Raw genomic sequence first — 21,510 nt, 5'->3', positions numbered from 1 at the left:
ATCAATTAGAGAGCCCATGAAAGAACAAGAGCGACCCCAGCCGCAGGCAATCCCCCGCCTCCGGCAGACGCTCGTTCCCGCGACTGTGCTTTGCATTGCACTGCTCACGGGCTGCGCCGTAGGCCCGGACTTTGTTCGGCCCAGTGTCGCGAAAAATGCCGGCTATTGGCCAGAAAAGCTCGCGACAACGACGGCCTCGGCAGACGTGAGCACAGGGGGTTCCGCGCAAAAACTGGTCGAGGGTCTGGATATCCCTGGCCAATGGTGGACGCTGTTCCGCTCGCCGGCACTGAACGTACTGGTGGAAGAGGCGCTGAAGGCCAATTCGGATGTAGCCGCCGCTCAAGCAGCCCTCCGTCAGGCCAATGAACTGGCTTACGCCGAGCAGTCCTCGCTGTTTCCCTCCCTGAGTGCCGGCGCGTCTCATACGCGACAGTTGCCATCGACAAGCAGCACCTTTGGCCAGCCCGCGCGGATTCTCAGCGTCAATTCAGCATCGCTGAGCGTTTCTTACGACCCGGACGTTTTCGGCGGCGGCCGACGCCAGATTGAATCGTCGACGGCGCAGGCCGAGTATGAGCGCTACCAATTGGAGGCGACTTACCTGACGTTGACCGCGAATGTCGTCAATACCGCCGTGACCCTGGCCTCGCTGCGCGACCAGGTGACGGCCAGCCAGGAGATCATTCGACTCCAGAGCGACCAGCTCGAGCTTCTGCAGTCGCGGCGGCGGCTTGGGGCGATCGCCAATACCGACGTGCTCACACAGCAGGCGGCACTGGCGCAAACCCGCGCGACGTTGCCGCCCCTGCAAAAGCAGCTCGCGCAAACCCGCAACCAACTGATGGCCTATCTGGGCCGCTTCCCCAATCAGGACCAGGGTGAACATTTCGAGCTCGCCTCCCTCCATCTGCCGGAGCAGTTGCCGGTCAGCCTGCCCTCGGCCATCGTCGAGCAGCGCCCGGATGTGCGTTCCGCCGAGGCGCAACTGCATCAAGCCAGCGCCAATATCGGCGTGGCCGTCGCCAATCAACTGCCCCAATTCAGCATCACCGGCTCGCTGGGCTCCAGTGCGCTGGGGGGCACCCGGTTGTTTTCCTCGGGCACGGGGTTCTGGAGCCTGGCCGGATCGGTGAGCCAAACGATCTTTGACGCCGGCACGCTCAAGCATCGCAAGCAGGCTGCGGTGGCCGCGTATGACGAATCGGCGGCACGTTATCGCGGCACCGTGATCGCGGCCTTCGAGGATGTCGCCAACGCACTCAGAGCGCTGGAAGCGGATGCCGATACGCTCAACCAGCAAGTGGAAGCCGAACGCGCCGCCCACGAAAGCCTGACGCTGGCAGAGGCGCAGTTCCGACTTGGCGCCGTGGCCTATCTGAGTCTATTGACCGCGCAACAGACCTATCAGAACGCGGTACTCACCCGTGTCAAGGCGCAGAGCGCCCGTTATAGCGACACCACCGCCCTCTTCCAGGCACTGGGCGGTGGCTGGTGGAACCGAACCGATGTGGCCCCTGCTTCCATGGGCAGCCCCGACCGTTATTGAAACAGCGAGAAAAAACCATGGCCGATGCCAAGACCGCCGCTTCTACCTCTATCCCGCCGACTGGGCCTGGCGGTGCACGTAAACGCCGGTTGCTCAAGCCCATGCTCATCATGCTCGGGGTGGTCCTGGTCATCGTCGCGATCAGCGCCGGCGTGAAGTTCAGCCAGATCTCGAAGCTGATCGCACAATCCAAGCAGCCGCTGCCGCCCGCCGTGGTGACGGTCATGCGCGCCGAATTTGCCGATTGGCAGCCGAACGTTTCCGCCGTGGGCTCGATAAAGGCGGTACGCGGTGTCGATGTCACCACCGAGGTCGGCGGTATCGTGCGCACCCTCGGTTTCAAACCAGGCCAGCAGGTAGCCGCCGCCGACCTGCTGGTGCAGTTGAATGCGGACTCGGATATCGCCCAGTTGCACTCGCTCGAAGCCACCGCCAACCTGGCGGCCACGGTCCTCAAGCGCGACAAGGCCCAGCTCGCGGTGAACGCCGTGTCCCAAGCGCAAGTCGAGGCGGACGATGCCGACCTGAAAGCGAAAGTGGCGGCGGCGGAGCAGCAACGGGCGTTGCTGGCGAAGAAAAGCATTCGTGCGCCGTTTGCCGGCAAAATCGGCATCACCAGTGTCAATCCCGGCCAATTTCTCAACCCCGGCGACAAGATCGCGACCCTGCAAACGTTCAACCCCATCTACATCGACTTCAACGTACCGCAAGCACAGCTGGGGGCGATCGCCCTCGGTCAAGCCGTCTCGGTCACGGCAAGCGGCCTGCCCAAGCAAACCTTCAGCGGCAAGGTCACGGCCATCGACACGCGGTTCGATCCGACCACGCGTAATGTCACGGTTGAAGCCACCATCGACAATCCGCAGCAAAGCCTGGTGCCCGGCATGTTCGCCCAGGCCGTCGTGGAGTCCGGCGCCAAGCAACGCTACCTCACCGTTCCACAAACCGCCGTCACCTATAACCCTTACGGAGCGACGGTGTTTATCGCGCTACACAAAAGCGACCAGGGCAACGATGTGCTCACGGCACAGCAGACCTTCATCGAGACCGGAGCGACCCGCGGTGACCAGGTGGCCATCCTGTCCGGCGTCAAGGAAGGCGACCAGGTGATCACCAGCGGCCAGATGAAGCTCAAGAACGGTTCACCGGTGAAAATCGACAACCAGGGCGCGCCCTTGAACGACGCCTCCCCCAGGCCACAAGAACAGTAGGTCTCCTCGCCCATGAAACTCACCGATATCTTCATCAAGCGACCGGTCTGGGCGGTTGTCGTCTCGATGTTTATCCTGATACTGGGGCTGCGATCGATCTTCGGGCTGCCGGTCAACCAGTGGCCGCACACCGAGAACACGGTGGTCACCATCACCACCAGCTACTACGGGGCGGACGCGGCCACGGTGGCCGGCTTCACCACACAACCGCTGGAAGCGGCCATTGCCCAGGCACAGGGCATCGATTACCTGTCCTCCTCAAGTATCACCGGGCTCTCGACCATTACCGCGACCCTGCGGCTCAACTACGACTCCAGCAAGGCACTGACGGAGATCAACACCCAGATCAACTCGGTCAAGAACCAGCTGCCGCCGCAGGTGCAGGAGCCGGTGCTCTCGGTGGCGGTCGGACAGACCACGGACGCCATGTACCTGGGTTTCTACAGCGATGTACTGCCGACGAACAACATCACCGATTACCTGCTGCGGGTGGTCAAGCCGAAGCTCGACTCGATCGAAGGCGTACAGACGGCCGAGATCCTCGGTGGGCGCCAATTCGCCATGCGCGCCTGGCTGGACCCGAGCAAGCTGGCCGCCCACAACGTTTCGGCCCAGGACGTGTCCGTTGCCTTGTCGAACAACAACTACCTGTCCGCCCTCGGTTCGACAAAAGGCCAGATGGTCACGGTCGACCTGACCGCCGGCACCGACCTGCACACGGTGAATGAATTCAAACAGCTGGTGGTCAAACAGAATGGCGATGCCCTCGTGCACCTGGAAGATGTGGCCACGCTCACCCTGGGAGCGGAGAGCTATGACACCAGCGTCGCCTTCTCCGGCAAGCGCTCGGTGTTCATCGGTATCAAAGTGGCCCCGAATGCCAACATCCTGAGCGTCGCCGCCAACGTCAGAAAGGCCTTCCCCGACCTGCAATCGCAACTGCCGAACGGCGTCAGGGGCGAGATCGTCTATGACTCCACGGCGTTCATCAATACCTCGATCTACGAGGTGGTGAAGACGCTCGTCGAGGCCATGATCATCGTCGCGGTCGTCATCTACTTGTTCCTCGGCTCCTTTCGCGCGGTGATTGTGCCCCTGGTGGCGATACCACTGTCGCTGATCGGGACCTTCTTCATCATGTTGCTGCTGGGCTATTCGATCAATCTGCTGACCCTGTTGGCGCTGGTCCTGGCCATCGGCCTGGTGGTCGATGACGCGATTATCGTGGTCGAGAACGTCGACCGGCATATCAAGGAAGAAGGCAAAGGGGTACTGGAGGCCGCCATGGTCGCGGCCAGGGAACTCGGCGGCCCGATTGTCGCCATGACCGTGGTGTTGATTGCCGCGTATGTCCCCATCGGACTGCGCAGTGGCCTGACCGGGGCTCTGTTCAAGGAGTTCTGTTTCTCGTTGGCGGGCGCCGTGAGCGTGTCGGCCGTGGTGGCGCTGAGTCTCTCGCCGATGATGACCTCGCGATTATTCAAATCAGGGCAGGAAGAAGGTCGATTCGCGCGCCTGCTGGATCGCTATTTCGACCGCTTGCGCAAGCGCTATCACCGGGTGCTTTCAGCCGGGCTCGACAGTTGGCCGGTGCTGGTCACCTTCGGTTTTATCCTGTTCCTGCTGGTGGCCGCCAGCGGCATGACCGCCAAGAGCGAGCTCTCTCCCACCGAGGACCAGGGGCTGGTGTTCATGCAGATCAAGGGCGCCCCGACGGCCTCCCCGCAGCAAATGGAGCGGCTGGCCGACCAGGCCTTCCAGATCGCCAAAGCCGAGCCTGAATACGCGCAGATGTTCCAGCTCACCGGGGTGCCCTCGCTCAATTCGGGGCTCGGTGGCGTGCTGCTCAAGCCCTGGGAGCAGCGCGGTCGCTCGCAGGCGGAATTGGTACTGGAGCTGCAACGGAAGTGGAGCCAGGTGGCCGGCGCCAACATCGCGGCTTTTCCGCTACCGTCGCTGCCAGGCGCCCAAGGCTTGCCGGTGCAATTTGTGATTACCACCACGGAGTCTGTCGAGAACTTGAATGAAGTCGCTCAGGCGGTCATGGCCGAGGCGCAAAAACAGCAGTTGTTCTGGTTCTCGGATCTGGACCTGAAGATCGACAAGCCACAAGCCAAGCTGGTCGTCGAGCGTGACAAGATCGCCGCCCTCGGGATGACTCAGGCCGACGTCGGCGCGGCACTTTCGGCGGCGTTAGGGGGGAACTACGTGAACTATTTCTCCACCGCCGGGCGCTCGTACAAAGTCATTCCCCAGGTGCTGCAGGTCGATCGCCTCAACCCCGAGCAGATTCTCGGTTACTACATTCGCACACCGTCCGGCGCAATGATCCAGGCACGCACGGTGGCCCATATCGAGACATCGACGGAGCCGGAGTCGATCAACCATTTCCAGCAGCTCAACTCGGCTACCCTGTCAGGCGTGAGCGGATTGTCCCAAGGCGAATTGCTGACGAAACTGAACACGATCCTCAACAACGTCGCGCCTTCGGGCTACACCTCCGATGCGGCGGGCGAGTCGCGTCAGTTCATCCAGGAATCGGGCGGATTCGTCGGTCTCCTGCTGTTCTCCATTCTAATCGTCTACCTGGCGCTGGCCTTCCAGTTCGAGAGCTACCGCGATCCCGTGGTGATCCTGTTTTCGGTACCTCCGGCGCTCTTTGGCGCGCTGGCGTTCATCACGCTGGGGTTCGCCTCGATCAACGTCTACACCCAGGTGGGGCTGGTGACCCTGCTCGGACTCATCACCAAGCATGGGATTCTGATCGTGCAGTTTGCCAACGAACTGCAGCGCGCCGGGCGCGGCAAGCGCGAGGCCATCGAAGAAGCCGCGGCGGTACGTCTGCGGCCGATCCTGATGACCACCGCGGCCATGGTGTTGGGCGTGGTGCCGCTGGTCTGGGCGTCCGGGGCCGGCGCGGCCGGGCGCCACGACATGGGCCTGGTGATTTTTGCCGGCCTCTCGATCGGCACCCTGCTGACACTGTTCATGGTGCCCGCCATGTACCTGTTCATTGGCACCACACACCAGCAGGAGACGCCAGAACAGCCCAACGCGCTCACACCCACCGCACCCGAAGGCGCTCAATGAAACTCAGGAACGCGCCACCGAACCCGAGACCGGCAGCTTGTCCAGCAGGTTGAACCCGGTGGTTTTCACGAAGGTCTCATAATCCATCGGTTTTTCGATACGCGTCTCGGCGTTGGGGAGCACATAGGCCCAGGCCCGTTTCGACGATACGTCGTAGACCAGCTTGAACAGGCGTGTCGGTACCCAGACCTGATCGTCACCGATGGTCCCATGGCCCTGGTCAAAGATCGGGCCGGTAAAGACAAACACATCACCCTCGGCGCGCATCGCGAACTTGCGCACATCGGCCTCGACCTTGCTCCAGATCTTGCGGTTATTGGTGGGGTCCTGCGGCACCATGTTCGACAACGCGAAGGACTGCGCCATGGCATTCGAATTCGGCGCATCGGCCGCCGGGGCCTGATGGCCACGATCCATGGCCGGATGTTGAGCCCGGTAGTCGCTCAGCTCCGCGCGCGCGCCCTTGGGAATACGCGGATCGGGGTAGAACTGATTGGTGCGCTCCTCGCCCTTGGCATCCCGTAGCTGCGCCGCGCTCAGGCGTTCCACGACCACCAACGGCGTCTTGCTGGTTTGCGAGTACAGCACCGCAAAGCTGTCGGAACACAGGGCCAGCGGTTTCATCGTGGCCGGCACACTGGCCGTGCTGATCGGCCTGGCGCCGGGGAACAGGTCGGCGCAACCGTCAAATGAGGCCTGCTGCTGTTTGCTCGAATAGAGGTCAATCGCCGCGCTCTGGCTGATCGAGCCCGAACGGTGCCCTTGTTTCTCATGCTGGCTGGGTGGGTCGACGAGGTCCAGCAGGCTGCGCGCTTGTGCCGCGCCGGTTGAGAGCAACACAAGGGCTGACAGCCCCACTGCGATATTGCGTAGGTTCATGCTTGGATTCTTCGGATTGGAGTGCGGGATACGGATGACAAAGCCCTCCAGGCGAGGGCTCGGAGAGGCGTTTTACGCGCTATGTGGGAAAATTGCCAGGACGACACTCCCTATCGAATATTTTCCAGCGCGTACCTTCGTCCAACTCGACGAGCACGCGGTCCAGTGGCCCAAGGAATGTCATGAACTCCTCATCCGTGCAGGTGGGCAGGAAGACCGACAAGACCCGTGGATCGTAATAACGAAACATGAGCCGTCTCTTATCTTCGGTTCGGACGCGCAGAAACTTCTTCAGATGTAAACGCACGGCGAGCATCGGCAATGCCGCCGGTGCCAGGATGAAAATCCCCCAGGCGCGCCCCCAGCCACGCTCAAGCAACGCCCTGGTGGACCGCGCCTTGGGCATAAGCCGTACCAGGTAAGGCGCTGCCGCCTCAAGACCGGGTGTCAGCGGCCCCGAATACAGGCACGAGAAACTGAGCCCACTGAGTCGAATCGACTCAGTGATCTCGGGATCACGCGCCCCATCGAGCAGCCAATAGACACACTCGCCGGATGAATCATCCGTGCTCGGCCAGAGCTGCGTCATCAGTGCCTCGAGCGAAGTCGACTTCGTCTTGTCGCCGTCAATGTTCAAGTCTTGGCCTTATTGAGTTCACATATTTCACAGAAAGGTGTCGCGCTCCTGGCGGCTTCCACCAGTGTGGCCGCCTGAATATCTTGCGTGGCCTTGATGTTTTTCTGCCGCTCGGATTCGGCTTGAACGGGTGGTGGCGGGCTGGGCGCGGGAGTCTCCGCTTCGACAACGCGCTTGGTCGGCGGACGCCGAGTCGCGGGCTTTACCCTTGGAGTATCAACCCGGGCCAGCGCACCCGACGCCGGCACTCTTGTACGGGCCATCGGCATGTATGGATAAACGTAGGCACACAGCTGCCCATTCTGGAGGCGGCTGGACAATTGCCTCAGGACCTCCTCATCGGGCAAGCGGTAGTTATGGGAAAGCTGGCTGGAGAGCAAAGCGCGCAAACGATGCATCTCACCCGCGCCCTGAAAATACCGGCGAACGAAACGTTCCACCTGCCACGCCTCGCACAGGTCCATTTTGACCGCTCGCTGATCGTAGGTATTGCTGTCCGTCCGCGTAGCTGACAGGTTGAGAGCAAAGCCGGATTTGTCACCGATTTCAATGCGGTCCAACCCATCAAAAAAACATAACCGCATAGGCAGCAGCCCCTCGAACGGGATGATACGAGCATCAGTTGTAGCATACTCAATGGAGAGTGACAGATCGCCTTGACGCCTGGACTCATCATCGGTAGAAGGCGCTCTCGAACCGCACTCCTCCCGTCACCGCACTATCGAGGTCTATCAATGGGCGTCAAAAGCACTCCCCGCGCGCATGTTTTCCGGGTTCTGTGGGGACGCCTGAAAGAGCATCCACTGTCGAAACTGGGGCCTGGGCTCATCACCGGCGTGGCCGACGACGATCCCAGCGGCATTGCCACCTACTCACAGGCGGGGGCTCAATTCGGCCTGAACATGCTGTGGACGATGCCTCTGACCTTCCCGTTGATGGCCGCCGTTCAATTGATGTGCGCCAACCTCGGCAGAGTGACCGGCAAGGGACTGGCCGCCAACATCAAAACGGCATTTTCGCCAAACGTGCTGCGGGGTGTCGTCCTGCTGCTGCTTATCGCCAACACCCTGAATATTGCCGCCGACGTGGCCGCCATGGGCGAAGTGGCGGAGCTGGTCAGTGGCGTCAACCGACACTTCATGACCGCCGTCTTCGTGTTCGGGACGCTGGCGCTACAGATGTTCGTCCCTTACCACCGCTATGTCTTCTTCCTGAAGTGGCTGACGCTTTCACTGCTGGCCTACGCCGCCGTGCTGTTTACCGTGCATATCCCGTGGGAGCAGGTCGCCTTGCATACGGTCTGGCCGCAATTCACCGTGAATGCCAGCGCCGCGGCGGTCGTCGTGGCGCTTTTCGGCACGACCATCAGCCCTTATCTGTTTTTCTGGCAGACCTCCGAAGAGGTCGAGGACATGCAGAGCCCCCCCCACAGCGCCCCGCTCAATCAAGACTCAGGTAGTGCACTCAAGGAACTGCGACGCATCCGCTGGGACACCTGGAGCGGCATGCTCTACTCCAACCTCACCGCCTACTTCATCATTCTCGCCACGGCCGTGACCCTCAATGTCGCGGGCGTAACCGACATCAACACCGCGGCGCAAGCGGCCAGCGCATTGCGGCCACTGGCTGGCGACTTCGCCTACCTGCTCTTCGCCCTCGGCATACTCGGCGTGGGTATGATCGGCGTACCGGTGCTGGCGGGTTCTGGTGCCTATGCCCTGTCCGAAGCGTTGGGCTGGAACGAAGGCCTCGAGCGCAAAGTGCGCGACGCCCGAGGCTTTTACGGCATCATCGCCATCAGCGTGCTCGCCGCGCTCGCCATCCAGTACTCACCCATCAGCCCGATGAAAGCCTTGTTCTGGAGCGCTGTGATCAACGGGGTCGTTGCAGTACCGTTGATGGCCGTGATCATCATCCTGGTGTCAAAGAAATCGGTGATGGGTGATTTCACGGTGAGCCGGCCGTTGAGGGTCCTGGGCTGGATTGCCACGGCGGTGATGAGCGCGGCGGCAGTGGCGATGTTTGTACCGGGGTAGCCTATCCGTTCAAGCCGGCGCACCAGAGAAATGATTGGAAATAACCGTCCGATTTCTGCCGCTGTTTTTTGCGACATACAGTGCCTTGTCAGCGATATCGATCAAATCTTCAGGCGTGTCCATTTTCGAGCCTGACAAAGCACTGATACCGGCGCTGACAGTCACGATGTTGATCGGCGACTCGCTATGTTGAATTGAACGTCTCTCCACCTCGGTGCGAATTTTCTCGGCGATGATAAAGGCACCGACATAGTCCGTATCCAAGAGCACGATGGCAAATTCCTCGCCTCCGTACCTGGCGGCCAGGTCGCCCTCCCGAGTAATATATTTCCTGATGATTGCGCTGACCGTCCGTAAACACTCATCGCCCTGTACATGACCGTAACAATCGTTGTAGCTTTTAAAAAAATCCACGTCGATCATGATAAGGGCAACATCGCTGGACGTGCACTTTGCCTTGCTTATTTCTGTGCTCATGAACAGATCAAACTTGCGCCGATTAGGCAAACCGGTCATTCCATCTTCCAAAGCCAGTTGCCCGAGCGCTCTGTTTGCCTCGATATAATTTTCTTCAGAGCGTTGCAGGTCTTTTTGCGCTTGAATCTGCTGACTCATCAGCCTTATCAGTCGATAGCCAAGAAAACTGAGGATCAGCAGCAACACCGAGGCTATAAGAAAACCGGCAAAAGATTCGCTGCGCCAGTCCGCCAGTATTTCATTTTTATCAAAAGCGGCGATGACGACAAGTGGGTAACCATTCACCCGTTGGAAGCTGATGACTCGCTCGACCTTGTCAATAAATGACCTTATTGTCGCGATGCCCGAACTGGCGCCAGGAGTCAACAGGGCGAAGACTTCTCCTGTTGAAATGTCGGTACCGATGTCAGCCTCGCGAAAGGGCTTGCGAACCACGATATGGCCGGTCGCGGAGGTCAGATTGATAAGACCATTCTCCCCCATGTCAATGCCGTCATAGAGGCTGAGAAAATAGTCAAGATAGAGGGTGGCTACCACCACTCCAGCAAAACTGCCGTCCGGATGGTTGAGCCTGCGCGAGAGGGTCATGACCCAGTCGGAGGTTGAGCGGCTGCGTATGGAGGGGCCAATAAACAACGCGTTACTGGCATGCTCGCGGTGGTAGATAAAATAGTCGCGATCCGCGTTATTGGCATCCAGCGGAATCGCACCGTTTGAGTTGAACAACCAGCGCCCCTGTTCATCATAAATAAAAAATCCATGGACTTGCGGCAGGCTTTTTTGTTGGTTTCTCAGCATCCCCCCCAGTCTCTTCAAGGTTTCCGACCCGGCGCCTTCAATTTCCACTTGCCCCTGAATGCCCAATATCACGGTGTCGACTTGAGTGAGGGTCGCCGCGATACTGGATGACAAGGTCTTGGAAAGGTTTGACATCTCGATTTCCTTGTCATGCAGGTGATACTCCAACGAGTTGAAGACCCCCCAGATGCTGATCGCTATCAATGAGATACAAACCGCTGCAACAAAGAGCACCACATGACCAATCCTGAGCCTGGCATTCGCCCACTCGGCTTTGAGAAACAAGGTTGCTCTTGTGATCATGGAGTCCTTCCATGTGGTTGAAATGCTAGCGTGTAGCTTATGCGATTTTCACTGATGCCTCATTTTTTTGACGATGCGGGGCACTCCACGAGGCTGGACACGCCCTGAACGAATATGGTTGTATTATACAACCATATCTCAGGAGGCATCCACGTGACCGTCGATCCACCCCTAGTTGAAGAGATCCGCCGCGCATCACGCACGATGGTCCGTGAATTGGGCTTTATGCGCACCACCCTGGCCGCTACCGACTACTCGGCATCGGCGGTACACGCGTTGCTTGAGATCGCGTCTGCCGGAACGCTGACGGCGGCTCAACTGGTTCAACTGCTGGGCCTGGAAAAATCCAGCGTCAGTCGCATGATGGGCAAGTTGATCGACGCGGGTGAACTGGAGGAAGCCGCCCGTGACGAGGATGCGCGCGTCAAGCAATTGCGCCTGACCGACAAAGGCAAAGAGACCGTTGCGCACATCCATCGTTATGGCCAGGCGCAAGTCACCTCGGCGCTGGAGCACTTGAGCCGGTCAGAGCAGCAAGCCGTCGCCCAGGGCCTTGCGGCGTATGCCCGGGCACTAAGCGCGGTACGCACCAGCGTCAAGGCTGCAGGCAGCCCCATCACCGTCAGTTCGGGTTACAGACCGGGGCTGGTCGGACGGGTGACCGAAATGCACGCCGCGTTCTACTCCCGGCACGCCAACTTTGGGCAGTTCTTCGAAAGCCAGGTCGCCATGGGTCTTGCCGACTTTGCCGGGCGCCTGGAGCCCCCCTGCAACCGCGTGTGGGTTGCCACTCATGACGAGCGCATCGTCGGCTCGATCGTCATTGACGGGGAGGATCTTGGGAACAACCAGGCCCACTTGCGCTGGTTCATCCTGGACGACGGCTGCAGGGGCCGTGGGGTCGGCCGTCAGTTGCTCAGCGAAGCGCTGTGCTTTTGTGATCAATTCGGCTTCGCCGCCATCCAGCTTTGGACATTCAAAGGCCTGGATGCGGCACGACGGCTCTACGAAGCCTTCGGCTTTGAATTGACGAGCGAGGCCACAGGCCAGCAATGGGGAACCAGTGTCACTGAACAGCAGTTCACTCGTATACGGAACACGCCCATCTGATTCCAAAAGGCAGAGCGCCTGTATAAAATTATTGGATGCAAACACCCCGCGCATCCTCCACCAGCCGTCGGCGGTAACATGATCGAAGTCACCGAAATTTCCATTGCCCAACTGCGCGCCGCGCTCGAGTCCGGCCAGACCACGGCGGTTGAGCTGGTCCAGGCCTATCTCGCCAGGATCGAGGCCTACGACGGCGCCGACACGCCCACCGCCCTCAACGCGGTGGTGGTGCGCAACCCCGCGGCACTCGAGGAGGCGCGGGCCTCCGACGCACGGCGGGCCAAGGGCGAAACGCTGGGACCACTCGATGGCATTCCCTATACGGCCAAGGACAGTTATCTGGTCAAGGGGCTCACCGCCGCCTCCGGCAGCCCGGCCTTCGCCAACCTCATCGCCTATCGCGATGCCTTCACCATCGAACGGCTGCGCGCCGCGGGCGCGATCTGCCTGGGCAAGACCAATATGCCGCCCATGGCCAACGGTGGCATGCAGCGTGGGGTCTATGGTCGGGCGCAAAGCCCGTACAACGCCGACTACCTCACCGCGCCTTTTGCCTCGGGCTCATCGAATGGTGCCGGGACGGCAACCGCCGCCAGCTTCGCCGCCTTCGGCCTCGCGGAAGAAACCTGGTCGAGCGGACGCGGACCGGCCTCGAACAACGGCCTGTGTGCTTATACCCCGTCGCGTGGCGTGATCTCGGTACGCGGGAACTGGCCGCTGACCCCGACGATGGACGTGGTCGTGCCGTATGCCAGGACCATGGCCGACCTGCTTGAGGTGCTCGAGGTGGTGGTGGCCGAGGATCCCGATACCCGTGGCGATCTGTGGCGGATGCAACCCTGGGTAGCGATTCCGAGTGTGGCTTCGGTACGCCCCGCCTCCTATGGCGCGCTTGCCGTCGGTGCGGATGCGCTCGCTGGCAAGCGCTTCGGCGTGCCACGCATGTACATCAACGCGGATCCCGAGGCGGGCACCAGCGAGGCTCCCGGGATCGGCGGCCCGACCGGCCAGCGCATCAATACCCGTGCTTGCGTGATCGAGCTCTGGGAAGCCGCGCGCAAGGCGCTCGAAGCCGCGGGCGCCGAGGTGATCGAGGTCGATTTCCCACTGGTCTCGAACTGCGAAGGCGATCGTCCCGGGACGCCGACGGTGTTCACCCGCGGCCTGGTTTCCAAGGAGTTCCTGCACCATGAGTTGTGGGATCTGTCAGCCTGGGCCTTCGATGACTTCCTGCGGGCCAACGGCGATCCGGCGTTGAATCGCCTGGTGGATGTCGACGGAGCGAAGATTTTCCCGCACGACCCCGGCACCCTGCCCAACCGCGAAGGCGACCTGGCCGCCGGCATGGACGAGTACGTGCGGATGGCCGAGCGCGGCATCACCCCGTGGAACGAGATCAGCACGCTGCCCGACGGACTGCGCGGGCTCGAGCAGACACGACGCATCGACCTTGAAGAGTGGATGGATCGCCTGGGGCTCGATGCGGTAATTTTCCCGACGGTAGCCGACGTCGGGCCGGCGAATGCCGATGTCGATCCCAAGTCCGCGGATATCGCCTGGAGCAATGGTGTCTGGGTCGCCAACGGCAACCTTGCCATCCGTCACCTGGGCGTGCCCACGGTCACGGTGCCGATGGGCGTTATGGCGGATATCGGCATGCCCGTCGGCCTGACTTTCGCCGGCCGAGCCTATGATGATTCAACACTGCTGCGCCTGGCGGCGGCATTCGAGGCGACCGGGGCGAAACGCCTGATCCCACCGCGCACCCCGCCATTAGCGGGCGGTGATGCATAGCCGGGGTGGAACGGGGACCGCACGGACGCAACCAGAATGAGCGCGCGGCCTCATTCGACGGCTACTTGGGGCCGAAGCGCACAAGCATCCGCTGCCCCACACGCAATGAAGACGGTGGCGGCTCGTCGAATGCCAATACACATTCAACCGTGCGCGAATTGGCACGTACCAACGGATCCTCCTCAAGCATGCTGTTACCAAATACGGTACTTATGCGCAGCACATGGGCCGACAGAGGCGGTAGACCGCTGCCGCTGTCATCCGTGACTTCGGCCTTCATCCCTGGAACTACCGCGCTGGTAAAAGACTCGTTCAATTCGGCCCGGACGATGCGCGCCTCGTCCGGCAGCAACACAAAGGCTGGTCCCGATTGTGCTGAAACGGTGGCTCCAGGTTGGACCAGACGACGGACCACCTCGGCATCGACAGGCGCATGAAGGCTATGTTGCGCCAGTTCATAGCGCGCGACGGCGAGCTTTCGCGCCGCTACCGCGGCGTCTGTATGATTATTCTCAATTTCGCCGCGCAACTGTTGCGCGGCTTCGCGAGCTTCATCGGCACTCTGCCCGTCGCCAGCACCCAACGCCGAGGCATCGGCCAGTCGATTCGCCTTCAGTTCGGCAAATTTGATCCGTCTTTCCAACTGCTTCGCTTGAACCTGAACCTGTTGTTGCTCGGTCTGCGCCGCGCTCACTCCCAGGCGTGCCAGCTCACTGTCCAGTGAGGCGAGCAACTGACCTTTGCGGACGTGCTCGCCTTCACGCACTTTAATATCGGCAATCACGCCCTCGCGAGCCAGGCCAAGCTTGAGCAGGCCCCCTTCAACATCGATACGACCGCGCGCAACGGCCACATAGGCCGGGGTGGCAGAAATGCTCTTCGAAGGGGTATTGTCCTGCGGGCAACCCGTCAGCAAAAAAGTAGCGGCAAGCACAACGAACCATGAGCCAAACGAACGCGAGTTCATGCAAGATGTTCCTTGATACCGGCGACATCGGCCGGTCGGGATGACGGGATGTAATCATTCAATATGCGGCCGTCCTCTATGCTCAAAACCCGATCGACATGGCTAACCAGGCGCGGATCGTGGCTGACACACAGCACGGTGGTGCCGTGTTTACGCGCGATTCTGTGCAAGATATCGATGACGATCTGACCGTTGGCGGCGTCCAGGGCGCTGGTCGGCTCATCGGCGAACAGCAACTGAGGCTCTTTTGCCACCGCGCGAGCAATGGCCACGCGCTGCTTCTCACCACCGGACAACTCCGCCGGGCGCAGGTGCATGCGCGGACCCAGACCGACCTCCTCCAGCGCCTGTGCGGCACGCCTTTGCGCATCCTTTGCCGTCAGTCCGAGATAGCTCAGAGGCAGTTCGACCTGCTGCAGGGCGCTCAAGGCTGGAAACAGATTGAATCCTTGGAATACGAATCCCGTGTGTTGCAAGCGAAAACGTTCCAGCGCGTGCGTATCGAGCCCCTCCAGACTTTGCCCCAATGCGGTGACGCAGCCTTGGTCGGGTGCTTGCAAACCGCTGAGGATGGCAAGCAGCGTGCTTTTCCCACAACCGGAAGGCCCCGAGATCAGTGTCAGCTCGCCGGGCCGTATGTCCAGTGTGATGTCATGCAGCACGGTGCTGACGACGCGACCCGAGGTAAACGATTTACTTATGCCCCTGGCCTGAAGTGAGATCGGTGTGGTCATTGGTAGATTTGACATGTTCTATCTTTATCTCAACAGACTCGCCGGATCGGCGTGACGTAATGTGCGGATTGCGGCGAGACCGGATACCACCACCAGCCCCATGCTCAAGGCCAGGCAAGCAATGGCCACGGCAGGAGAGAGCGCCACTGGCACGTTGTAGTGCCCGGCAATGACAAAAAGAACACACGTCACCATTGTGCTGCCCAGCAAACCCAGAGCCCCGACCCAGCACGCCTGCTCCATCACGATTTTGCGCAAGGCCCCTACACCTACACCAAGCGCGTTCAATGTCGCGTATTCGCGGATTGAGCCAATGACGGCGGCAACCAGCGTTTGGCTGGTGATCACCGCCCCGACCAGGAACACGATCGCGGCCAGGAACAATACTCCGGCACCGGCACCGGTATCGAACATCCAATACATCTGCGAACGATGAGCGAAATCTTCCGCGGTCCACACGTCGTAGCGGCCGAACGCGGTGGCGCCGCGCAGACGGGCAGCAACCGCCGCCGCCTGACTCGGCTCGCGCACCTTGGCCACCAGATAGGTAATACGATCACCATTGGTTGCAGAGGCATCGAGTTGTCGAGCGGTCGACAACGAGGTCAGCACATTCACACCACCCAACGCCCGCAACCCGCTAGTGACGCCGACCACGCGCACGCGACGACCGTTGATAGCCGCTGTATCGCCTATGCTGACGCCCAGGTTGTCCAGGTCGGCCCGATCGACGATGACCGTATCCGCCTCGTTCAAACGTGCGCGTAACTCGGCAGGCAATACATGCTCAAACATCAGGCCCTGGGCCCCGGTATCGATACCGGAGACAAATACCGACACGCCACCGGTGTCGCCCGCACCACGCCAGTCGGCATCGACCCAGCGGAAAGGTTCCACCCGAACCACATCTGGATCCATGCGTAGGCGCATCTCCACCCCGGTATCGATCAACCGGCCGAGATTGACGCTTTGCGTGCCGGGATAACCGACCCAAAGATCGGCCGAGGAGCCGGTGATATAGACACTGGCACTGCTGAAGATGCCGAGTACCAGCGCGGCCTGGAGCAGTTGCAGCAAGCCGGCAAAGCCGACGGCAATAATCGCGGGCAGAAAGCGCCGCCACTCGTAGATCAGCGTTTGGCGGGCGAGCGCGACCATCAGTTGCTGTCCTTCATGGTTTCGCTCGGCAACGGCGCGCCCCCGAGTGCTTTGTACAGTGCGATGTAGGCAATGCTTCGATCGACACTCGCTTGGGTGACCTGCACCATGACCCGGTGCTTTTCAATCTGGCCACTCTCGAGGTCCAGCTTGCTCAGCAGCCCAAGTCGGGCTCGCTGCTGCAAGGCATCCAGGCGGGCTTGAACGGCAGCGCAAGCCTCCAGGGAGGATTGCTCGCGCAGGCGCGATTGCTCCAGGTCGCCCAAGGCGGTTTCAGCCTCGGCCACCCCCTGCAATACGGCCTGCCGATAAGCCAGGACAGCCGCTTGCAACTGGTGACTCTTGGCCTTTGCATTGGCCACGCGTTCGCCCCAATCGAACAAGGGAATACTGATCCCCGGGCCATACGAGAAGATGCTGTCACCGCTGCGAGCCCGTTTGCGATTGCTGGCAATGTTCAGCGACCACTGCAGTGAAGTTCCCAGGCTGATGTGCGGGTAAATATCGGCCTGGCTCATGCCAAGATCTCCTGCCGCGCGTATCACCTCTGCTTCGGCGCTGGCAATTTCCGGGCGCGTGCGCAACAGGTCCGTCGGTACGCTACTCAGTTGCCATTGGCCAAGGTTCAGTTGTGGCCTTGGGCGCAACCATCGCGGGTCCGGCTCATTCTGGCCCAACAGTACAGCCAACTGTTGCGCGTTACTGTTTATCGCCTGTCGCGGCTCAGCCAGAGCCATCTGCGCCTGAGCCAGTTCCGCTCGAGCGCCTGCAACGTCGGAGGCCGTCGCCAGCTTTAGTCGCTCGCGAACGAGCATCAACCTCAGTTTTTCACGCTGAGCCTCCTGGATGTCACCCAGAAAAACTTCCATTTGCTGCGCCGAGCGCAGCTCGATCCAACGCCGACTGACTTCCGCGACCAACGATACCTGCGCCAAGCGCAGGTCGGCCTTCACCCGCTCCTCGTCTCCCTGGGCGAGACGATCGGCACTTTGTTTCGCACCAAACAATGGAAGTTCCCATAGCGCATCGAAACCGATCAGAAAGTAGGAAGTACTGGTATCCGGGCTTACGGCGTCCCTGGTCTGGATACCCAGCGAGGGCAAATACGGGTCTTGGGCATGTTGACTCAGTAGCCTTGTCGCACGTAAGCGCTCCACCGCCTGAGCGACTTCCAGATTGTTTTGCAGTGCGCGATCAACCAGCGCATCCAACTCCGGGTCGCCAAAGGCGTGCCACCATTTATTCAGGTCTGGACGCAGAGGCAAAACACGGGCTGGCGCATTTCGCCAAATGTCGGGGGTCGGAGGTTTCAGCGGAGGTAACGGGGCCACCGAACAACCGGCAAGCACCATTAGCACGAGTGAGAGCGCACACAGAGTCGGACCAGAATCCAGCCGGCTAAAAAATTTAATAATTATCACCAAAAGTGCAGGTTTTACTACGTGAAATTTCTTCGAAACAGCCATCAAGATGTCGACCGAACACCTGCAGCGCTGAAGTTTCTGGAGCAATTTCTAGCCAGGCATGGCGAACCGCCTAAAATACCATGGAAAGTACTTGATTAAAAATCTTGTCCGTACATCCGATAATACCCCCGGCAAAAATACTGCCAGCAATGCTGTAAACGTGAGCCACAGCCACTCATCGCCCTGAAAATACTGACTGGCTTTACAAAAAAAATCAAACCACGCCCAGACACCGCGCCTGAAAGGTTTCTCCAGAGAGCGGAGCTTACCTGAGCAGGTTAAAGCCTCCCAATCATTAAATTGAAAGCTTGAGCCAGCAGCTACCTGGACTATGATAGAAGCCACGCCTCCATGACTGCGATGACATCTTCACACACGTCATTGCATGGCGCCGTATGAAAACTGTTCGTATTTTGTATAAAACTGTATTTGTTTGTAATGGCGTTACACGGTGGGTTCAGATAGAGCCCAACCACATCGACCAGTTGGTCGGCGAAATGGGCTCGTTGCTGATTTTAGAGGTCTTCAGGCGAGGAGGTTTGAGGTCGACGGCAGCCCAGATCCGAACCGGCCAGGCGCGGCCCCCGCGCGTACCTGGCCATCAAGTGAAGGCCCCAGTGAATGGCCTTTTTGCGGCACGCGCGGAGTGCTCGGCGTGAGGATTACATTGATTTTCTCGGGGCCAGGTTTGAGCGGCAGAGCTACGCCGCCCACGCTAACCTTCTTCGCCCTGAAGGGTGAGGTTTGCCACACTCCGGCTCAGAAAAAACCCAGCGGATTGATGTCATAGCTGACCAACAGGTTTTTGGTCTGCTGGTAGTGGTCGAGCATCATTTTGTGGTTTTCACGACCGACACCGGATTTTTTGTAGCCACCGAACGCGGCATGCGCCGGGTACAGGTGATAGCAGTTGGTCCACACGCGACCAGCCTTGATCGCCCGCCCCACGCGGTAAGCACGGTTGATGTCACGGGTCCAGAGACCAGCGCCCAGGCCAAACTCGCTGTCGTTGGCAATCGCCAGGGCTTCGGCTTCGTCTTTGAAGGTGGTCACGCCCACGACTGGGCCAAAGATCTCCTCCTGGAACACGCGCATTTTGTTGTGACCTTTGAGCAGCGTCGGCTGAATGTAGTAACCCGTGGACAGTTCGCCTTCCAGACGTTCCGCCGCGCCGCCGGTCAACAGTACCGCGCCCTCCTCCTGAGCAATCTTCAGGTACGAAAGGATCTTGTCGTATTGCTGCTCCGACGCCTGAGCGCCGACCATGGTCTCGGTGTCCAGCGGATCGCCACGTTTGATCTTGACGATCTTCTTCATCACTACGGCCATGAACTCGTCGTAGATCGATTCCTGGATCAAGGCACGCGATGGGCAGGTGCAGACTTCACCCTGGTTGAAAAACGCCAACACCAGGCCTTCAGCCGCCTTTTCAATAAACTGTGGTTCGGCCTGCATGATGTCTTCGAAGAAGATGTTCGGCGATTTGCCGCCCAGCTCCACGGTGGACGGGATGATGTTCTCAGCGGCACATTTCATGATGTGCGAACCGATCGGGGTGGAACCGGTAAAAGCGATCTTGGCGATACGCTTGCTGGTGGCCAGGGCCTCACCGGCTTCACGGCCAAAGCCCTGAACGATATTCAAGACACCCGGCGGCAGCAGGTCGTTGATCAGCTCAGCGAAGATCATGATCGACAGCGGGGTTTGTTCCGCCGGTTTGAGCACTACGCAGTTGCCTGCGGCCAGCGCCGGCGCCAGTTTCCAGGCGGCCATCAGCAGCGGGAAGTTCCACGGAATGATTTGCCCGACCACCCCCAGCGGCTCATGAAAATGGTAAGCCGCGGTCAGTTCGTTGATCTCCGCGGCGCCACCTTCCTGAGCACGAATGCAACCGGCGAAATAACGGAAGTGGTCGGCGGCCAGCGGAACGTCGGCATTCAGGGTTTCGCGCACGGCCTTGCCGTTATCCCACGTTTCGGCAACGGCCAGTACTTCAAGATTCTGTTCAATGCGGTCGGCAATGTTCAGCAGGACCCGCGAGCGATCCTGTGCCGAGGTCTTGCCCCAGGCATCGGCGGCGGCATGAGCGGCGTCCAGCGCGAGTTCGATATCCGCGGCGCTGGAGCGCGGGAACTCGGCAATCACTTCACCGTTGACTGGCGAGGTATTGGTGAAGTATTCGCCACTGACCGGCGCGATAAACTCACCGCCGATGTAATTGCCGTAGCGTGGTTTGAAAGAAACTACAGCGCCTGGGGTTCCGGGTTGTGCGTAAATCATGATTGAGGCCTCTTTGCGGGTCGTTGCCTGTTGATCGAGCACGCGATGAACAGATGTTAGACAACCTCCGCCGCCAAACGAATGCGCCGTTGGCAGGGGTAACCTTGTCATTTAGTCGTAATTTGGCTACACCCGAGAAACCGCAAACGCGCAACACCCAGTACTTTGGTACGGGTTTACCTGACTATCGTCGCATTCACAAAGCATGGGTAGTGGCATGTAATGCCTCTATGACCAGAAAAGCATTGCCCCTTACCCTGCACCGCGTACCCTGAGCCCTTTCCCTGCACAACAGATACGCCCCGCCGCCACACCGCAATCAACAATAAAGAGGTGAAAGGCCATGTACAAAATTCTAATTGCCGATGATCACCCGCTGTTTCGGGAAGCCATCGCCAATGTGATCAGCGATGGTTTTCCGGGCAGCGAGGTGATGGAAACCGCCGACCTGGAGAGCGCCCTGGCACTGACTCGGAGCCATGACGACCTCGACCTGATCCTGCTCGATCTGAACATGCCTGGCATGCACGGCCTCAATGGCCTGATCAATCTGCGCAACGAGGCGCCCACCATTCCGGTGGTGATTGTGTCCGCCGAGCAAGACAAACAGGTTGTGCTGCAAGCCATTATGTATGGTGCGGTGGGCTTCATCACCAAGTCTTCGCCACGCGCGCAGATGACTGAAGCCATTGAGCAGATCCTTAATGGCAATGTCTATCTGCCTTCGGACATCATCCACTCACAAAAGAACGACACCCGGCGCAGCATGAACAGCACACCAGGCTTTGCGCCTGAGTTACTGCAGTCCCTGACCCGCAAGCAATTGCTGGTCCTGGAACGGATGACCAAGGGCGAATCGAACAAGCAGATCGCCTACACCCTGGAAATCGCCGAGACCACCGTCAAGGCTCATGTCTCGGCAATCCTGCGCAAACTCAACGTGCATAACCGGGTCCAGGCGATTCTCAGCGCTGGGGATATCGATTTCAGCGCCTACCTGCGACGCTGAGTTGAGCCACCT

General features: G+C 60.0%; 16 protein-coding genes and 1 pseudogene. 7 read left to right on the top strand and 10 right to left on the bottom strand.

Annotated features, from left to right (window positions below; translation table 11 throughout):
- The first annotated feature begins 16 nt into the window (after positions 1 to 16).
- The 3 genes from PFEN_RS21945 (at position 17) to PFEN_RS21935 (ending at position 5,850) form a co-directional block, all read left to right on the top strand.
- Positions 17 to 1,549, top strand: a complete 1,533-nt coding sequence (locus tag PFEN_RS21945) for an efflux transporter outer membrane subunit (protein WP_191488812.1) — start codon at positions 17 to 19, stop codon at positions 1,547 to 1,549.
- A 101-nt stretch (positions 1,550 to 1,650) separates the two neighbouring features.
- The gene (locus tag PFEN_RS21940) at positions 1,651 to 2,760 is read left to right on the top strand and encodes an efflux RND transporter periplasmic adaptor subunit (protein ID WP_224771044.1); all 1,110 of its coding nucleotides are present in this window, start codon (positions 1,651 to 1,653) and stop codon (positions 2,758 to 2,760) included.
- Between the two features lie 12 nt (positions 2,761 to 2,772).
- Complete coding sequence (locus tag PFEN_RS21935; RefSeq protein ID WP_191488810.1) at positions 2,773 to 5,850, top strand: efflux RND transporter permease subunit; 3,078 nt, start codon at positions 2,773 to 2,775, stop codon at positions 5,848 to 5,850.
- Positions 5,851 to 5,853: 3 nt separating this feature from the next.
- On the opposite strand, the gene PFEN_RS21930 is transcribed toward PFEN_RS21935, so the two are convergent.
- The 3 genes from PFEN_RS21930 to PFEN_RS21920 all read right to left on the bottom strand — a co-directional run bounded on the left by PFEN_RS21930 (position 5,854) and on the right by PFEN_RS21920 (position 7,926).
- On the bottom strand, positions 5,854 to 6,729 hold the full coding sequence (locus tag PFEN_RS21930; protein WP_191488809.1) for a DNA/RNA non-specific endonuclease: 876 nt from the start codon (positions 6,727 to 6,729) through the stop codon (positions 5,854 to 5,856).
- 79 nt (positions 6,730 to 6,808) lie between these two features.
- Positions 6,809 to 7,366 (bottom strand): DUF4123 domain-containing protein, encoded by a 558-nt coding sequence (locus PFEN_RS21925; RefSeq protein WP_191488808.1) that lies wholly within the window; start codon positions 7,364 to 7,366, stop codon positions 6,809 to 6,811.
- Positions 7,363 to 7,926: a hypothetical protein gene (locus PFEN_RS21920; protein ID WP_191488807.1), complete on the bottom strand. Its 564-nt coding sequence runs from the start codon at positions 7,924 to 7,926 to the stop codon at positions 7,363 to 7,365. The genes PFEN_RS21925 and PFEN_RS21920 overlap by 4 nt, the downstream gene beginning before the upstream one ends.
- Positions 7,927 to 8,100: 174 nt before the next feature.
- Here PFEN_RS21920 and PFEN_RS21915 point away from each other — a divergent pair, with 174 nt between their 5' ends.
- Entirely contained in the window at positions 8,101 to 9,402 is a 1,302-nt protein-coding gene (locus tag PFEN_RS21915) for an NRAMP family divalent metal transporter (RefSeq protein ID WP_191488806.1), read from the top strand.
- Positions 9,403 to 9,411: 9 nt separating this feature from the next.
- Here PFEN_RS21915 and PFEN_RS21910 read toward each other — a convergent pair whose 3' ends face one another.
- The gene (locus PFEN_RS21910) at positions 9,412 to 10,980 is read right to left on the bottom strand and encodes a sensor domain-containing diguanylate cyclase (protein ID WP_191488805.1); all 1,569 of its coding nucleotides are present in this window, start codon (positions 10,978 to 10,980) and stop codon (positions 9,412 to 9,414) included.
- Between the two features lie 153 nt (positions 10,981 to 11,133).
- On the opposite strand from PFEN_RS21910, the gene PFEN_RS21905 reads away from it, so the two are divergent.
- On the top strand, positions 11,134 to 12,090 hold the full coding sequence (locus tag PFEN_RS21905; RefSeq protein WP_191488804.1) for a helix-turn-helix domain-containing GNAT family N-acetyltransferase: 957 nt from the start codon (positions 11,134 to 11,136) through the stop codon (positions 12,088 to 12,090).
- Positions 12,091 to 12,168: 78 nt separating this feature from the next.
- Positions 12,169 to 13,884 carry an amidase gene (locus tag PFEN_RS21900; protein WP_191488803.1) on the top strand — a complete coding sequence of 572 codons (1,716 nt, stop codon included), beginning with the start codon at positions 12,169 to 12,171 and terminating at the stop codon, positions 13,882 to 13,884.
- Between the two features lie 61 nt (positions 13,885 to 13,945).
- On the opposite strand, the gene PFEN_RS21895 is transcribed toward PFEN_RS21900, so the two are convergent.
- The 6 genes and pseudogenes from PFEN_RS21895 to PFEN_RS21870 form a co-directional block, all read right to left on the bottom strand.
- Entirely contained in the window at positions 13,946 to 14,851 is a 906-nt protein-coding gene (locus tag PFEN_RS21895; RefSeq protein WP_191488802.1) for an HlyD family secretion protein, read from the bottom strand.
- Complete coding sequence (locus PFEN_RS21890; RefSeq protein WP_224771041.1) at positions 14,848 to 15,600, bottom strand: ABC transporter ATP-binding protein; 753 nt, start codon at positions 15,598 to 15,600, stop codon at positions 14,848 to 14,850. Before PFEN_RS21890 ends, PFEN_RS21895 begins: the two co-directional genes overlap by 4 nt.
- 9 nt (positions 15,601 to 15,609) lie before the next feature.
- Entirely contained in the window at positions 15,610 to 16,743 is a 1,134-nt protein-coding gene (locus tag PFEN_RS21885) for an ABC transporter permease (RefSeq protein WP_191488801.1), read from the bottom strand.
- The gene (locus PFEN_RS21880) at positions 16,743 to 18,254 is read right to left on the bottom strand and encodes a TolC family protein (protein ID WP_224771040.1); all 1,512 of its coding nucleotides are present in this window, start codon (positions 18,252 to 18,254) and stop codon (positions 16,743 to 16,745) included. The genes PFEN_RS21885 and PFEN_RS21880 overlap by 1 nt, the downstream gene beginning before the upstream one ends.
- A 392-nt stretch (positions 18,255 to 18,646) precedes the next feature.
- Positions 18,647 to 18,905 (bottom strand): annotated as a pseudogene (locus PFEN_RS21875) (IS630 family transposase); the annotation flags it as partial.
- A gap of 63 nt (positions 18,906 to 18,968) precedes the next feature.
- Positions 18,969 to 20,489: an aldehyde dehydrogenase family protein gene (locus PFEN_RS21870; protein ID WP_191488800.1), complete on the bottom strand. Its 1,521-nt coding sequence runs from the start codon at positions 20,487 to 20,489 to the stop codon at positions 18,969 to 18,971.
- Positions 20,490 to 20,832: 343 nt separating this feature from the next.
- Between PFEN_RS21870 and PFEN_RS21865 the strand changes: the two genes are divergently transcribed.
- Positions 20,833 to 21,498, top strand: a complete 666-nt coding sequence (locus tag PFEN_RS21865) for a response regulator transcription factor (protein WP_191488799.1) — start codon at positions 20,833 to 20,835, stop codon at positions 21,496 to 21,498.
- Positions 21,499 to 21,510: the final 12 nt, after the last annotated feature.

Origin of the sequence: Pseudomonas sp. FEN, from assembly GCF_904067045.1 — a bacterium.
Lineage (GTDB): Bacteria > Pseudomonadota > Gammaproteobacteria > Pseudomonadales > Pseudomonadaceae > Aquipseudomonas.
The sequence above is the reverse complement of the archived record's forward strand: the minus strand, read 5'-3'. Positions and strand labels throughout refer to the sequence as shown.

Bases quoted from the DNA above. Each gene is read 5' to 3' on its own strand.
- PFEN_RS21930 (WP_191488809.1), bottom strand. From the start codon at position 6,729: ATGAACCTACGCAATATCGCAGTGGGGCTGTCAGCCCTTGTGTTGCTC.
- PFEN_RS21865 (WP_191488799.1), top strand. From the start codon at position 20,833: ATGTACAAAATTCTAATTGCCGATGATCACCCGCTGTTTCGGGAAGCC.
- PFEN_RS21910 (WP_191488805.1), bottom strand. From the start codon at position 10,980: ATGATCACAAGAGCAACCTTGTTTCTCAAAGCCGAGTGGGCGAATGCC.
- PFEN_RS21945 (WP_191488812.1), top strand. From the start codon at position 17: ATGAAAGAACAAGAGCGACCCCAGCCGCAGGCAATCCCCCGCCTCCGG.
- PFEN_RS21900 (WP_191488803.1), top strand. From the start codon at position 12,169: ATGATCGAAGTCACCGAAATTTCCATTGCCCAACTGCGCGCCGCGCTC.
- PFEN_RS21940 (WP_224771044.1), top strand. From the start codon at position 1,651: ATGCTCATCATGCTCGGGGTGGTCCTGGTCATCGTCGCGATCAGCGCC.
- PFEN_RS21870 (WP_191488800.1), bottom strand. From the start codon at position 20,489: ATGATTTACGCACAACCCGGAACCCCAGGCGCTGTAGTTTCTTTCAAA.
- PFEN_RS21935 (WP_191488810.1), top strand. From the start codon at position 2,773: ATGAAACTCACCGATATCTTCATCAAGCGACCGGTCTGGGCGGTTGTC.
- PFEN_RS21915 (WP_191488806.1), top strand. From the start codon at position 8,101: ATGGGCGTCAAAAGCACTCCCCGCGCGCATGTTTTCCGGGTTCTGTGG.
- PFEN_RS21895 (WP_191488802.1), bottom strand. From the start codon at position 14,851: ATGAACTCGCGTTCGTTTGGCTCATGGTTCGTTGTGCTTGCCGCTACT.
- PFEN_RS21885 (WP_191488801.1), bottom strand. From the start codon at position 16,743: ATGGTCGCGCTCGCCCGCCAAACGCTGATCTACGAGTGGCGGCGCTTT.
- PFEN_RS21890 (WP_224771041.1), bottom strand. From the start codon at position 15,600: ATGTCAAATCTACCAATGACCACACCGATCTCACTTCAGGCCAGGGGC.